This window comes from Variovorax sp. GW458-11-26-14-LB1 (genome assembly GCF_059423965.1).
On sequence record NZ_JBWKYW010000004.1, the window covers coordinates 132,801 to 147,472 of the forward strand.

Sequence of the window (14,672 nt, forward strand, 5' to 3'; positions counted from 1 at the left end):
GACATGAATCAGACGATGACGGTTCGGGAACAGGTGTCCGCGCTGGCGGACGGCCATTTGCAGGGTGAGGCGTTCGCGCGTGCGATCGAATCCGTCTGCGCCGAGGACGACTCGCGCGACGCCTGGCACGCCTATCACGTGGTGGGCGATGTGCTGCGCTCGTCGGCGCATTCGCGCTGCAGCGACACCTCGGCCTTCCTGGCGCGTTTCCAACAGCGGCTGGCGCAAGAGCCGGTCGTGGCGGCGCCGCCTGCGGCCGTGGCACCGCTGGCCGCCGTGCCGGCTGCGATGCCTGTGCGGCAACGCGCCGAGGCGGCCAACGAGCCGGTGTTCCGCTGGAAGCTGGTGGCCGGTGCCGCGTCGCTGATGGCCGTGGCGGCCATCAGCTGGACGCTGGTCGGCAACGGTGCCGCGGTGCCGAACGGCGGTGCCCAACTGGCCGCGGTGCAGCCGCCCGTGGCGAACTCGGTGCTCGCGGCCGCGGCCGGTGGCAGCGCGGCGCCCGGCAGCGGCGCTCTGACGCCAACCCGCGTGCTGGTCGGCAATGGCAATCCGCAAGTCATGCTGCGCGATCCGCGCCTTGACCAGTTGCTCGAAGCCCACCAGCAGGCCGGTGGTGCGTCGCAAATGCCGTCCGGTTTCCTGCGCAACGCCACCTTCGAGGGCCCCACGCGCTGATTGCGCGACCGTCGCCGCCTGCAATGACCGTTGTTCACATGCCGATTTCCGCACGCACCCTGGTGCTCGCGTTTGCTGTTCTTTGCCTGGGGCAGATGGCCACCGCGCAGACCCGCTACGGTGCGGCGAACACGAAGAGCGTGCCCTCGGCGCAGACCGACGAACCGCCGGCCATGGGCGTGACCGAATGGCTGCAGCGCATGCATGCGGGCGCACGGCAGCGCAGCTACGTGGGCACCTTCGTGGTGTCGGCCCCGGGCGGAGACCTGTCGAGCGCGCGCATCTGGCATGTGCGCGACGGCGATCACCAGTTGGAGCGCATCGAAGCGCTGTCGGGCCCGCCGCGCTCGACCTTCCGGCGCAACCGCAACGTGATGACCTTCCTGCCCGAGGCGAAGGTCGTGAAGGTCGAGAAGCGCGAGAACCTCGACCTCTTCCCCAATCTGCCCGACAAGCCCGATTCGTCGGTGGGCGACTACTACGACGTGCGCGCGATCGGCAAGGACCGCGTCGCGGGCTTCGATACCGACGTGGTGCAGCTGGTGCCGCGCGACGGCCTGCGCTTCGGCTACCGCATCTGGAGCGAGCGCCGCTCCGGCCTTGTGGTGAAGCTCCAGACCGTCGACAGCGACACCCGCGTGGTCGAGCAGTCGGCGTTTTCCGAGCTGCAGCTCGATGCGCCCGTGAAGGCGCAAGCGCTCGCGCAGATGATGGCCAACACGAACGGCTACCGCATCGAGAAGCTCGAACTCGAGCGCAGCACCGCGCAGGACGAAGGCTGGATGCTGCGCACACCCGTGGCCGGATTCAAGCCCCGAAGCTTCTTCCGGCGCCCCGCGCTGCCCGCCGGCGACGGCAAGCCGCCCAAGCCCGAGGCAACCACCGTCCAGTGGACCTTCTCCGACGGACTGGCGACGGTCTCGCTCTTCATCGAACGCTACGACCCCGCGCGCACGCCCAGCGATGGCGTGCTGACCATCGGTGCCACCAACGCGATCCGTCGGCGACTGCCCGCACCGGCCAGCGACTGGTGGCTGACCGCGGTCGGCGAGGTGCCGCAGCAGACGCTCAATGCCTTTGCCCAGAGCCTCGCGCGCACGCGCTGACGGGCGGTGCGCTGACGCCGTGCAGGCGTTCGGGCTGAACCAAGCCGGCGCCGGGTACTCATAGCCTCTGTCGTTATTTGCAGCTCTGTTCTTTTTGAAAGACAACCGATGATGTTCAAAGTCGAGGGACACAAGCTTCGTTCCGGTCTGCTGGCCTTTGCGCTGGCGCTGACGGCCGGCGCCACTTTCCTGCCGGTCGAGTCGGTGCATGCGCAGACGCGCACGCTGCCCGACTTCACCGACCTGGTCGACCAGGTCGGTCCGTCCGTGGTCAACATCCGCACCGTCGAGAAGGTCGCGCAGCGCGGCGGCGGCAACGGCGAGATGGACGAGGAGATGCAGGAGTTCTTTCGCCGCTTCTTCGGCCAGCCGCTGCCGGGCACGCCACGCCAGGGGCCGCGTCCGAACCGTCCGCAGCAGGAAGAAGAACGTCCGCGCGGCGTGGGCTCGGGCTTCATCCTGACGGGCGACGGCTACGTCATGACCAATGCACACGTGGTGGAAGACGCCTCCGAGGTACTGGTCACGCTGCCCGACAAGCGCGAGTTCAAGGCCAAGATCATCGGCGCCGACAAGCGCACCGACGTGGCCGTGGTGAAGATCGAAGCCACGGGCCTGCCCGCGGTGAAGGTGGGCGACATCTCCAAGCTGCGCGTGGGCGAGTGGGTGATGGCGATCGGCTCGCCCTTCGGCCTGGAGAACACCGTCACGGCCGGCATCGTGAGCGCCAAGCAGCGCGACACCGGCGAGTACCTGCCGTTCATCCAGACCGACGTGGCCATCAACCCCGGCAACTCGGGCGGCCCGCTGATCAACATGCGCGGCGAAGTGGTGGGTATCAACAGCCAGATCTATTCGCGTTCGGGCGGCTTCATGGGCATCTCGTTCTCGATCCCGATCGACGAGGCGATCCGCGTCAGCGAGCAGCTGCGCACCTCGGGGCGCGTCTCGCGCGGGCGCATCGGCGTGCAGATCGACCAGGTCACCAAGGACGTGGCTGAAGCCATCGGCCTGGGCAAGGCGCAGGGCGCGCTGGTGCGCGGCGTCGAAGCCGGGTCGCCGGGCGAGAAGGCCGGCGTGGAGCCGGGCGACGTCATCACCAAGTTCGACGGCAAGGCGATCGAAAAGCCGAGCGACCTGCCGCGTCTCGTGGGCAACACCAAGCCGGGCACCAAGAGCACGCTGACCGTGTTCCGCCGCGGCAGCTCGCGCGACTTGAGCGTGACCATCGCCGAGATCGAGCCGGACAAGCCCGCCAAGCGCGCGACCGACCGCGATGAGCCGGCTGCGAAGCCGTCTGCTTCCGCGGCCCTCAAGTCGCTGGGCCTCGCGGTCAGCGACCTCAGCGATGCGCAGAAGAAAGAGCTCAAGCTGAAGGGCGGCGTGAAGGTCGATGCCGCCAACGACGCCGCGGCACGGGCCGGCCTGCGTGAGGGTGACGTCATCCTCGCGGTGGGCAATCTCGAGGTGGCGAATGCCCGCGAATTCGAGGCGGCGGTCACCAAGGCGGACAAGGCCAAGTCGCTCAGCGTGCTCTACCGCCGGGGCGACTGGGCGCAGTACGCCCTGATCCGACCCGCACGCTGATACGGCGGCGGCGTCAAGTGGCCCCACCCGGCAGTCGGGTTTGGGGCCATTTTTTCGAGGTGTTTACGACGCTTCGGTGCCGGCCTCTAAAAAAATCCGGGGCCTCGAAAACTACAAGATTTGTTTGCGTTCACTAACTTATAAAAGGGCTAAGGACGAATTTCGGTAGAATAGACAGCTCCTGGCGGCCAGTCAGCGCATAAAGAGGGCGACGGCCTTCACGATGCGAGATGTCACACAGCCGTCCACCGGTGCTCCACAGATCGCCCACAAGTTGTTCAGCTACTGCTCCACCGATCCTGTTGATAAGTTGTGAGTATCTTTGATGTTGTGGACCTGCAACGAGCCCTTTGGACCCTGTTCCCGGATGTACGTGCTTCCCTTTTTGCCTACAATGAAGTTCCAACTACTGCAGTTGCCATTGCTTGTTGGTTCAGGGCGCGTCTCCAGAAGACGCGCCCTTTTTTCTTGGCCCCGCCCCTCGGCGCCCGAGCCAATTCAAGTACTTAAGCGTTCCCGTTGATGAATCACATCAGAAATTTTTCGATCATTGCGCACATCGATCATGGCAAGTCGACGCTCGCAGACCGTTTGATCCAACGTTGCGGCGGCCTCGCGGAACGCGAGATGGAAGCGCAGGTGCTCGACTCGATGGACATCGAAAAAGAGCGTGGGATAACCATCAAGGCACAGACCGCCGCGCTGCACTACAAGGCACGCGATGGACAGGTCTACAACCTCAATCTGATCGACACGCCGGGCCACGTCGACTTCTCGTACGAAGTGAGCCGCTCGCTGTCGGCATGCGAAGGCGCATTGCTCGTCGTCGATGCATCGCAAGGCGTTGAAGCGCAGACGGTGGCCAACTGCTACACCGCGCTCGACCTCGGCGTCGAAGTGGTGCCGGTGCTCAACAAGATCGATCTGCCGAATGCAGACCTCGACAACGCGCGCACTGAAATCGAAGACGTGATCGGCATCGACGCGACCGACGCGATTCCGTGCTCCGCAAAAACCGGTGTCGGCATCGACGACATCCTCGAGACCATCGTCGCGCGCATGCCCGCACCGCGCGGCAATCCCGACGGCCCGCTGCGCGCGATGATCATCGACAGCTGGTTCGACCCGTACGTCGGCGTCGTGATGCTGGTGCGCGTGGTCGATGGCCGCCTCGTGAAGGGCGAGCGCATCAAGATGATGGCGTCGGGTGCGATGTACAACGCCGACAGCATCGGCGTCTTCACACCCGCCAACGAAGCACGCGCGTCGCTCGAAGCCGGCGAGGTGGGCTACATCATCGCGGGCATCAAGGAGCTGCAGGCGGCCAAGGTCGGCGACACGGTCACGCTGATCCGGCCCGGCACCGGCGGCGCGGCCGCCACGGCCACCGAGGCGCTGCCCGGCTTCAAGGAAATCCAGCCGCAGGTGTTTGCGGGCCTGTACCCGACCGAAGCCAGCGAGTACGACTCGCTGCGCGACGCGCTCGAGAAGCTCAAGCTCAACGATTCGTCGCTGCGCTACGAACCCGAAGTGAGCCAGGCGCTGGGCTTCGGCTTCCGCTGCGGCTTCCTGGGCCTGCTGCACATGGAGATCGTGCAGGAGCGCCTGGAGCGCGAGTTCGACCAGGACCTGATCACGACCGCGCCCAGCGTGGTCTACCAGGTGGTGCGCAACGACGGCGAAGTCATCATGGTCGAGAACCCGTCCAAGATGCCCGACGTCGGCAAGATGGCGGAGATCCGCGAGCCCATCGTCACCGTGCACCTGTACATGCCGCAGGAATACGTCGGCTCCGTCATGACGCTGGCCAACCAGAAGCGTGGCGTGCAGCTGAACATGGCCTACCACGGCCGCCAGGTCATGCTGACCTACGAGATGCCGCTGGGCGAGATCGTGCTCGACTTCTTCGACAAGCTGAAGTCGGTGAGCCGCGGCTACGCCTCCATGGACTACGAGTTCAAGGAGTACCGTGCGTCCGACGTGGTGAAGGTCGACATCCTGCTCAATGGCGACAAGGTCGATGCGCTGTCGATCATCGTGCACCGCAGCCAGTCGCAGTACCGCGGCCGGGCGGTGGTGTCGAAGATGCGCGAGATCATTTCGCGCCAGATGTACGACGTGGCGATCCAGGCGGCCATCGGGGTCACGATCATTGCGCGTGAGACAATCAAGGCACTTCGCAAGAACGTGCTCGCCAAGTGCTACGGCGGCGACATCTCCCGCAAGAAGAAGCTGCTCGAGAAGCAGAAGGCGGGCAAGAAAAGAATGAAGCAGATCGGCTCCGTCGAAGTCCCGCAAGAGGCCTTCCTCGCGATTCTGCAAGTCGAAGACTGATCACCACGAACATGGCATACCTCACCACCCTGGTTCTCGCGGCGTTCGCCAGCTACGTCGGCGCCTGGTATTTCGGCGCGCTCGAAGGCAACTTCGCGCTGCTGCTGTTCGTGGCCACGGTGGTCACCGGGGTCTACTGGCTGGCCGAGCGCTTCTACTTCCTGCCGCAGCGCGAACGCGCCGCCGCCACGCTCGAGAGCTCCATCGCCGAACGCAACACGCGGCTGGCGGGGCAAGGCATCACCCAGGTCGACACCACCGACGCCAAGGCCAGCGAGCGCCTGCTGATGCAGCCCTGGTGGCTCGACTGGACGGCGGGCCTGTTCCCCGTGATCCTGGTGGTGTTTTTGCTGCGCTCGTTCCTGTACGAGCCCTTCAAGATTCCCTCGGGCTCGATGATGCCCACGCTGCTGACCGGCGACCTGATCCTGGTCAACAAGTTCACCTACGGCCTGCGCCTGCCGGTCGTCAACACCAAGCTCACCGACGGCACGCCGCTGGCGCGCGGCGACGTGGTGGTGTTCCGCTACCCGCCCAAGCCCAGCATGGACTACATCAAGCGCGTGGTCGGCATCCCGGGCGACGAGGTGGCGTACCTGAACAAGAAGCTCACGATCAACGGCCAGCCGGTGGGCAAGGCCCCGATCGCCGACTACCTCGATGGCGAGTCGATGCGCATCCTGAAGCAATTCGACGAAGACCTCGGCGGCAAGCAGCACAAGATCCTCAACGATGAGAACGCTCCCGCCTTCGTGCCGGGTGCCAGCGACTTCCCGTTCCGCGAGAACTGCCGCTACTCGGTTGAGGGCGTGGTGTGCAAGGTGCCCGAAGGCAACTACTTCATGATGGGCGACAACCGCGATAATTCGGCCGATTCCCGTTTCTGGGGATTCGTACCGGACAAGAACATCGTGGGCAGGGCCTTCTTCGTCTGGATGAACTTCGGCGATCTCGGTCGCATCGGTCCGTTTCAATAATTAATCAACAGTCAACGTTACTGTTCGAGGGGTAAGAGGGCATGAGAACCAACAGTCGGTCCGTCCGTGGCAGTGCCGCGCACCAGCGCGGCATCTCGTTCATCGGCCTGGTGTTCGTCGCGGCGGTGCTGGGCTGCGTGGGCGTCGTCGTCGCGCAGGTCATTCCGACGCTGATCGAATGGCAGGCCATCGACAAGGCCGCCAACAAGGCCAAGGAAGGCGCCACGGTGCCCGAGATCCGCGCGATCTTCGACCGTGCCCAGGCCATCGACGACTTCAAGTCGGTCAGCGGTCGGGACCTCGAGATCAAGAAGGTGGGCGACAAGGTCGTCGTGTCGTATGCGTACGAGCGCGAGATCCCCCTGTTCGGGCCGGCCTACCTGACGCTCAAATACAAGGGCGCGTCCCGCTGACCGCGGTGTCGAACAAGAAGGTGGACGGCAGCCTCGTCGCGCTGCAGGCGCGCCTTCAGTACACGTTCTCGGACCCGCGCCTGCTCCAGCTCGCGCTCACGCACCGCAGTTTCTCGGCCGACCACAACGAGCGCCTCGAGTTTCTCGGCGACTCGGTGCTGAACCTGGCCGTCTCGCACCTGCTGTACATCCGTCTCTCGGAACTGCCCGAGGGCGACCTGTCGCGCGTGCGGGCCAACCTGGTCAAGCAGGACACGCTGCACCGGCTCGCGCTGGGACTGGCGCTGTCGCCGCTGCTGCGCCTGGGTGAAGGCGAGGCCCGCTCGGGCGGCCCGAACCGGCCCTCCATCCTGGCCGACGCGCTCGAAGCGCTGATCGGCGCGGTCTACCTGGACGCCGGCTTTGCCGCCGCGCAGGCGCTGGTGCACCGGCTCTACGAGGCGGTCGAGATCAATCCGCGCATGGAAGCCGCCGCGAAAGACCCGAAGACCGAATTGCAGGAATGGCTGCAGGGCCACAAAATGAAGCTGCCGGTGTACCGCGTGGCAGCGACGCTGGGTGCAGCGCACAAGCAGACCTTCGATGTCGAGTGCGAGGTGCCCGAGCTGGGCCTTCGCGAGCGCGGCATCGGCGGCTCGCGCCGCGCCGGCGAGCAAGCTGCCGCGGCCGCCATGTTGATCCGGCTCAAGGCACGCGGCGCCGCGTGAAATCAGAATGAACGATGTAACCAATCCCGCAGCGGGACCCGAAGACACCGCAGGCGACACGCCTGCCACCGGGCCGCAGCATTGCGGCCTGATCGCCATCGTCGGCAAGCCCAATGTGGGTAAGTCGACGCTGCTCAATGCGCTGGTCGGCCAGAAGATCAGCATCACCTCGCGCAAGGCGCAGACCACGCGCCACCGCATCACCGGCATGCGCACGCTGGGCGCCACGCAGTTCGTGTTCGTCGACACGCCGGGTTTCCAGACCCTGCATGCCAACGCGCTGAACAAGTCGCTCAACAAGACCGTGCAGGGTGCGGTCGGCGACGTCGACCTGATCCTGTTCGTGGTCGAGGCCGGCAGTTTCACGCCGGCCGACGAGCGCGTGCTCAAGCTGCTGGGCAAGGGCATTCCGACCGTGCTGCTGGCCAACAAGCTGGACAACGTGCACCGCCGCGGCGACATCGCGCCCTGGCTGCAGACGATGCAGGCCAAGCACAGCTTCGCGGAGTTCGTGCCGATGTCGGCCAAGAACTCGAAGGACGTCGAGCGCCTGTTCGGCATCTGCGAGAAATACCTGCCCGAGCAGCCCTGGTTCTACGACGAGGACGAACTCACCGACCGCAGCGAGAAATTCCTCGCCGGCGAGCTGGTGCGCGAAAAGCTCTTCCGCCTCACGGGCGACGAGCTGCCCTACACCTCGACCGTCATCATCGACAAGTTCGAGGAAGAGCCGCCCCAGAAGAAGGGCCAGAAGCGCCTGCTGCGCATTGCCGCCACCATCGTGGTCGAGCGCGACGGCCACAAGGCCATGGTGATCGGCGACAAGGGCGAACGCATCAAGCGCATCGGCATGGAAACCCGCGTCGAGCTCGAGAAGCTGGCCGACGCCAAGGTGTTCCTCGAGCTGTGGGTGAAGGTGCGCTCCGGCTGGGCCGACGACGAAGCCCGCGTCCGTTCGTTCGGCTACGAATGAAGTGGCCGCCGCTCATCGCGTTTCGCATGAACCGGCTTACGTGCTCCATCGCTACGACTGGAGCGAGTCGAGCCTGATCCTCGAGGTCTTCACCCGCCACCACGGGCGCATCGCGCTCGTGGCCAAGGGGGCGAAGCGGCCGAGTTCCAATTTCCGTCCCGTGCTGCTGCCGCTGCAGCCGCTGCAGCTCAACTACGGCGGCGACGCCGAGATCCGCACGCTGAAAGGCGCTGAATGGATGGGCGGCCACGTCATGCCGACCGGCGAGGCGTTGCTCTCGGGCTACTACGTCAACGAACTCCTGTTGCGCCTGCTGGCGCGCGACGACGCGCACGAGGCGCTGTTCGACGCCTACGCCGGCGTGGTGCAGGTGCTGGCCGGCGACCACGCGGGCGCCCAGGCCGCGACGCAGGCCGCCGCGCTGCGCGCCTTCGAGCTGCTGCTGCTGCGTTCGGTCGGCTTGCTGCCCTCGCTCGACGTGCAGACGCTCACCCTGGAGCCGCTGGCGGCCCGCACGCGCTACACCCTCGTGCCCGAAGCCGGCCTGCGCCAGGCGGCCAAGGACGAGGCCGCGCTGGCCGGTGCCGACTGGCAGGTGCTGCAGAGCGTGCTCGACGACCGCACGCCGTTCACCGCCACCCTGCGCGAGGTCGCGACGATGAACGCCGGCAGCAACAGTGCCCTGCGCAACCAGCTGCGGGCCTTGCTCAACTACCATTGCGGCGTGACCACGCTGCGCACGCGGCAGATGATGAGAGACCTGCAAGCGCTCTAGCCCGGCGCACGATCGATCGAAACGCCAACCTGAGAACCGAAGCCATGCGTCTGGGTGTCCTTGTCTACGTCGACGACAAGAAAGAAATCGTCGACGAGTTCCACTGGCTGTACCGGAGCATGATCGTCTCCGGCGTCTTCGCGCGCGGCGGTGAGCTGATCGCGGTGTGCCACCCGAACGTCATCGCGCAGCTGCCCGCCGACGACCGGATCGTCGTGATTCCGGGCCTGCCCTACGCCGACCAGCACGCCGAATGGGCCGGCTACGGCTACATCAATTCGATCGCGAACCTGTGCGACCCGGCGGTGCTCGCCGTGTGCCGCAACTACGACGCGATCCTCAAGACCGACTGCGACACCTTCGTCACGCCGGCGCTGGCCAGCTTCGAGCCGACCGGCCTGTGCTTCGGCTTCGGCGCCTATGCGTACCAGGAAGAGGTGCGCCGCAAGCTCTCCGAATGCAGCGCGCGCTGGGGCTTTCCGCATTCGGGGCTGCACAACGTCGGCGCGTCGGTGCTGGGGCCGACCGAGTTCGTGGGCAACTTCGTGCAGGCCCAGCTGGACTACTGCCACAAGCTGCTCGACGAGGAGTTCCGCGATTTCCAGGGCGAGTGGCCCGGCTGGTGCAAGAACGTGCTCACCATGTACGCCGGCGAGCTGGCGCTGCGGCGCACCTACCCCCAGCGCTGCTCGCTGGGCCTGCTCGACCACCTGCCGTACACCGACCGCAGGCTGGGCGGCGACGTGCTGCATATCCACGGCTGGCACACCGACCAATACTGGTCCAAGCATCATTTCCGTGCCGGCGCCTACGATCACATGGCGCCCGGCGACATCGACAGGACGACGCTCGGCGGCTACTGTCACTGGCTTGCCGTCACCCCCACCGACGACCTCCGGGCCGGCGCGGGCGGCGAATGAACGAAGAGAAGAAAGCGATTGCGTCCATGAGCGATACCTCGTCCTCCCTCCCTCGCACCACCACGGCCCTGTCGGTCAACCTCAACAAGGTGGCCCTGGTGCGCAACACGCGCCACCTCGGCATCCCGAGCGTGGTGGGCGCCGCCCAGGCCTGCCTGGCCGCGGGCGCGCAGGGCATCACCGTGCACCCGCGGCCCGACGCGCGCCACATCCGCGCGCACGACGTGAGCGACCTGTCGGAACTGCTCGCCAAGGACTGGCCGGCCATCGAGTTCAACATCGAAGGCAACCCCTTCCACAACCTGATGGACTTCGTGCGCGAGCTCAAGCCGCACCAGGCCACCTTCGTGCCCGACAGCGAAACCCAGTCGACCAGCGACCACGGCTGGAGCTTCCCGGAAGACTCCGAGCGCCTGCGCCCGCTGATCGCCGAAGCCAAGGCGCTGGGCGTGCGCGTGAGCCTGTTCATGGACCCGATCCCCGAGATGATGGCCGCCGTCAAGGCCGTGGGCGCCGACCGCGTCGAGCTCTACACCGAAGGCTACGCTGCCTCGCGCGGCACGCCGCAGGAAGCCGCCGTGCTCGCGCGCTACGTGGACGCGGCGCAGGCCGCCCATGCGGCGGGCCTGGGCGTCAACGCCGGCCACGACCTGAGCCGCGACAACCTCACGCCGTTCCTGCGCGCCGTGCGCGGTGTGCATGAGGTGTCGATCGGCCATGCTTTTGTCGCCGATGCGCTCGAACTCGGGTACGCCGCGACCACGCGCGACTACCTGCGCTGCATCACCGACGCCGCATGATCTACGGCATCGGGACCGACATCTGCGACGTGCGCCGCATCGCGGCCACCTTCGAGCGCCAGGGCGAACGCTTCGCCCGCCGGGTGCTGAGCGACGCCGAGTTCGCCATCTGGCAGGCCCGCGCCGCGCGCTGGCCCAAGCGCGGCCTGAGCTACCTCGCCACGCGTTTTTCCGCCAAGGAAGCCTTCAGCAAGGCCATCGGCCTGGGCATGCGCATGCCGATGAGCTGGCGCCTGTGCGAGATCGCCAACCTGCGCAGCGGCAAGCCGGTGATCGTGCTGCACGGCGAGCTGAAAGACTGGTTCGAGGCGCAGGGCCTGACGGCGCACGTGACCGTCACCGACGAAACCGAGTACGCCGCCAGCTTCGTGGTGGTGGAAAAGGCCTGAACGAATCTCCGGCGCCGTTGCGCCTTGCCGACCGATCGACCGACATGACCGAACTGAACCACGCGCCGCTCCTCATCGATGTGGCCGGCACCGAACTCACCACCGCCGACCGCCGGCGCCTCGCGAACCCGCATGTGGGCGGCGTGATCCACTTCACCCGCAACTGGCAGGACCGCGCACAGATGACCGCGCTGAACGCCGAAATCAAGGCGATCCGGCCCGATCTGCTGATCTGCGTCGACCACGAAGGCGGACGCGTGCAGCGCTTTCGCACCGACGGCTTCACACGGCTGCCCTCGATGCGCAGCCTGGGCGAGCTGTGGATGCACGATGCCCTACGCGCCACGCAGGTCGCCACTGCGGCCGGGCAGGTGCTGGCCGGCGAGTTGCGCGCCTGCGGCGTCGACTTCAGCTTCGCGCCGGTGCTCGACCTGGACTACGGCGGCAGCAGCGTGATTGGCGACCGCAGCTTCCACCGCGACCCGCGCGTGGTCGCGCTGCTCGCCAAGAGCGTGATGCACGGCATGCTGCAGATGGGCATGCGCAACTGCGGCAAGCACTTTCCGGGGCATGGCTTCGTGCAGGCCGATTCGCACGTCGAAATTCCGGTCGACCGGCGCAGCCTGAAGGCCATCCTGGCCGACGACGCGCGGCCCTACGACTGGCTGGCGGGCACGCTCGCGGCCGTGATGCCGGCCCACGTGATCTACCCGAAGGTCGACAAGCGGCCGGCGGGCTTCTCCAAAAAATGGCTGAAGGACATCCTGCGCCAGCGCTTCGCTTTCGACGGCGCGGTGTTCAGCGACGACCTGAGCATGGAGGCCGGTCGCTACATCGACGGCCAATTGCTGAGCTACACCGACGCCGTGCTGGCGGCCCTTGCAGCGGGTTGCGACCTCGCGCTGCTGTGTAACCAGAGCATCGGCGAAGGCCGGCCGCTGGACGAGATGCTCGACGGCTTCACGGCTGCGGCGGCCGACGGGCGCTGGCAGGGCGATGCGGCCAGCGAAGCGCGGCGCCGGTCGCTGCTGCCGGGCGACGAAGCGCTCGACTGGCAGGCGCTCACGGCCTCGACGCGCTACTTGCAGGCGCAACGCCTGCTGGCCGGCGCTCAGTCGCGGAAGGGCCGCACCGGCAGCTGATTCGCCGCGGGGCCGAGCAACGCGGCCACCTCGGGCGTCTCGAACAGCGACTCCAGCCAGGGCTTGTCGGCCAGGCCGGCCTGGAAGAACACCTGCAGCAGCCGCAGGGTTTCGGTGCGCAGCGCGCGCGTCAGCATTTCAGCGTCGATTCGCGGCATGCCGGCGGGCGCGGCGCAGGCGTGCGCCACGGTGCGCAGCAGCTGTTCGGCGAAGTCGCGCTGCGGCGGCCACAGGTGCGCGTAGAGCTGGGCGATGAGGTCGATGTCTTCCACACGGCTGCGCGGCAGCAGGTGACGCAGCACCGCGCGCCGCGCGCGCATGGCGAGCGAGGCGGCCTGCGCGAGGTCGGCCGGCGGCGCGACCGGTGCCGCGCGGTGCAGCAGCTCGGGAATGACCGCGAAGCGCGCACCGGCCACGATGCAGCGGCACAGCATCTGCAGCGCATCGTGGACAGCGAACTCGGGGTCGTGGCGCACGCCGGTGCGTTCCAGGAAGCCGCGGCGCACCAGGCAGGCCGACAGCCGCAGCGGCTCGGGGCCCAGCGCTTCGGCCACGATCTCGTCGTGCCGCTGGGCGTATTTCAGCGGTCCGGCGGGCGTCTCGCTCCAGCAACCGACGATGTCCAGGTCCGGGCAGGCGGCGAGCAGCGCGGCCTGCCGCTGCAGGCGGCCGGGCAGGGCGCGGTCGCCCGCATCGGCGAAGACGACGTGCTCGCCGGTGGCTTGTGCGAGCGCAAGGTTGCGCAGGGTGGCGCGGTCGCAGGCCATGGGCAGCGCGATCCAGCGCAGGTCGGGGGCGATGGCGAGCGCCTCGCTTTCAGCTGCTGCGGGCAGGCCTGCCGCCACCACGACCAATTCCAGCGCCACGTCGGCTTGTGTCGTCCAGTCGCGCAGGTCCTGCAGCCAGTCATCACCGCTGCCGTCGGGTGTCAGGCAGACCGTCACGCGCGGCATCGCCACAGGCGGCATGCGGTCGGGCTGCTGGGCGCGCCAGGCGAAGTAGCGTTCGAGCGCGGGGCCGATGTCCGGCGGCGCGAAGGCCCGCTCGAGCGTGTCGAGCCCGTCGCGTTCGAGCTGCGCGCGGCGCGGCGCATCGGCGACCAGCGCGACCACGGTGTCGACCAGCTGGTCGTAGGGCACGCCCACCACCGCATCGCGGAAGGCGGGGTCGATCTCGCTGTCGGGGTAGAGCTCGCAGACCACGGCCTTGCGATGGCGCAGCAGGATCGACAGCCGCGGCGTTTCGACCACGCGGGACGCTTCCCAGTTGTGCAGGTTCAGCATGACCTTGGCGCGGCGCATGCGGTCTTCGCGCTCGGCCTGGGTCCAGAATCCGCCGCGCGTCATCTCGACGCGCAGGCCGCGCGCCATCAGCGCTTCCAGCACGTCGATCCGGCGCTGCGTGAACGAGCCGAAGAAGCAGACGTCGATGTCGCGCTCCTCCTCGGGCAGGACTTCCGACAACGGCAGGATGCGGGCCGCGTCGGGCTCCCAGCCCAGCGGCACGTAGTCGGCGTTCTGGTAGCCGAGCTCGCGGTGGCGATGGAAGTTGGTCTTGCTGTACTCCCACAGGTAGCAGCGCGGGAGCAGGTCGAGGTAACGGTCGTTCCAGGCATGCGTGCCTTCGACCATCGGTTCGAAGTTGACGACGATGCAATTCGGGTGGAACGGCTCGAGGCTCTGCCAGGGGAAATTCCAGAAGAAGAACAGGATGTTGATCGCGCCGGGGTCGATGTTCGCCGGCGTGTAGCTCGTCGGGTAGCCCAGCCGCTCGGCCGCCAGGCGGTAGGTCCGCACGATGTCGCCGCAGACCGCGTCTTCGGACAGTGACGTGAAGTGCAGCCGTGGCAGGGTCATGGGCGACGACTGTAC

14 protein-coding genes are annotated in these 14,672 nt (G+C 67.1%); 13 read left to right on the forward strand and 1 reads right to left on the reverse strand.

Annotated features, from left to right (window positions below; all coding sequences use genetic code 11):
* Positions 1-3 precede the first annotated feature (3 nt).
* The 13 genes from AC07YS_RS04545 (at position 4) to nagZ (ending at position 12,801) form a co-directional block, all read left to right on the forward strand.
* The gene (locus tag AC07YS_RS04545; RefSeq protein WP_495268098.1) at positions 4-678 is read left to right on the forward strand and encodes a sigma-E factor negative regulatory protein; all 675 of its coding nucleotides are present in this window, start codon (positions 4-6) and stop codon (positions 676-678) included.
* 38 nt (positions 679-716) lie between these two features.
* Positions 717-1,784 carry a MucB/RseB C-terminal domain-containing protein gene (locus AC07YS_RS04550; protein ID WP_495268097.1) on the forward strand — a complete coding sequence of 356 codons (1,068 nt, stop codon included), beginning with the start codon at positions 717-719 and terminating at the stop codon, positions 1,782-1,784.
* A gap of 108 nt (positions 1,785-1,892) precedes the next feature.
* Positions 1,893-3,371, forward strand: a complete 1,479-nt coding sequence (locus AC07YS_RS04555; RefSeq protein WP_492732035.1) for a DegQ family serine endoprotease — start codon at positions 1,893-1,895, stop codon at positions 3,369-3,371.
* A gap of 522 nt (positions 3,372-3,893) precedes the next feature.
* On the forward strand, positions 3,894-5,705 hold the full coding sequence (lepA, locus tag AC07YS_RS04560; RefSeq protein WP_056572087.1) for a translation elongation factor 4: 1,812 nt from the start codon (positions 3,894-3,896) through the stop codon (positions 5,703-5,705).
* Positions 5,706-5,716: 11 nt separating this feature from the next.
* On the forward strand, positions 5,717-6,682 hold the full coding sequence (gene lepB, locus AC07YS_RS04565) for a signal peptidase I (protein WP_062475534.1): 966 nt from the start codon (positions 5,717-5,719) through the stop codon (positions 6,680-6,682).
* Between the two features lie 41 nt (positions 6,683-6,723).
* Positions 6,724-7,095 carry a DUF4845 domain-containing protein gene (locus tag AC07YS_RS04570; RefSeq protein WP_062475531.1) on the forward strand — a complete coding sequence of 124 codons (372 nt, stop codon included), beginning with the start codon at positions 6,724-6,726 and terminating at the stop codon, positions 7,093-7,095.
* A 20-nt stretch (positions 7,096-7,115) separates the two neighbouring features.
* Positions 7,116-7,802 (forward strand): ribonuclease III, encoded by a 687-nt coding sequence (gene rnc, locus AC07YS_RS04575; RefSeq protein WP_056572447.1) that lies wholly within the window; start codon positions 7,116-7,118, stop codon positions 7,800-7,802.
* A 7-nt stretch (positions 7,803-7,809) separates the two neighbouring features.
* Positions 7,810-8,775: a GTPase Era gene (gene era / locus AC07YS_RS04580; RefSeq protein ID WP_139702430.1), complete on the forward strand. Its 966-nt coding sequence runs from the start codon at positions 7,810-7,812 to the stop codon at positions 8,773-8,775.
* 1 nt (position 8,776) lies between these two features.
* Positions 8,777-9,550 carry a DNA repair protein RecO gene (gene recO / locus AC07YS_RS04585; protein WP_062475523.1) on the forward strand — a complete coding sequence of 258 codons (774 nt, stop codon included), beginning with the start codon at positions 8,777-8,779 and terminating at the stop codon, positions 9,548-9,550.
* A 44-nt stretch (positions 9,551-9,594) separates the two neighbouring features.
* The gene (locus tag AC07YS_RS04590; protein WP_495268096.1) at positions 9,595-10,470 is read left to right on the forward strand and encodes a DUF7164 domain-containing protein; all 876 of its coding nucleotides are present in this window, start codon (positions 9,595-9,597) and stop codon (positions 10,468-10,470) included.
* Between the two features lie 26 nt (positions 10,471-10,496).
* Complete coding sequence (locus tag AC07YS_RS04595; protein ID WP_495268095.1) at positions 10,497-11,270, forward strand: pyridoxine 5'-phosphate synthase; 774 nt, start codon at positions 10,497-10,499, stop codon at positions 11,268-11,270.
* Positions 11,267-11,659, forward strand: a complete 393-nt coding sequence (gene acpS, locus AC07YS_RS04600; protein ID WP_056572075.1) for a holo-ACP synthase — start codon at positions 11,267-11,269, stop codon at positions 11,657-11,659. Before AC07YS_RS04595 ends, acpS begins: the two co-directional genes overlap by 4 nt.
* 44 nt (positions 11,660-11,703) lie before the next feature.
* Positions 11,704-12,801 carry a beta-N-acetylhexosaminidase gene (gene nagZ, locus AC07YS_RS04605; protein WP_495268094.1) on the forward strand — a complete coding sequence of 366 codons (1,098 nt, stop codon included), beginning with the start codon at positions 11,704-11,706 and terminating at the stop codon, positions 12,799-12,801.
* Here the strand turns inward: nagZ and AC07YS_RS04610 are convergent.
* On the reverse strand, positions 12,771-14,657 hold the full coding sequence (locus tag AC07YS_RS04610; RefSeq protein WP_495268093.1) for a glycosyltransferase family A protein: 1,887 nt from the start codon (positions 14,655-14,657) through the stop codon (positions 12,771-12,773). The genes nagZ and AC07YS_RS04610 overlap by 31 nt on opposite strands.
* Between the last annotated feature and the right edge of the window lie 15 nt (positions 14,658-14,672).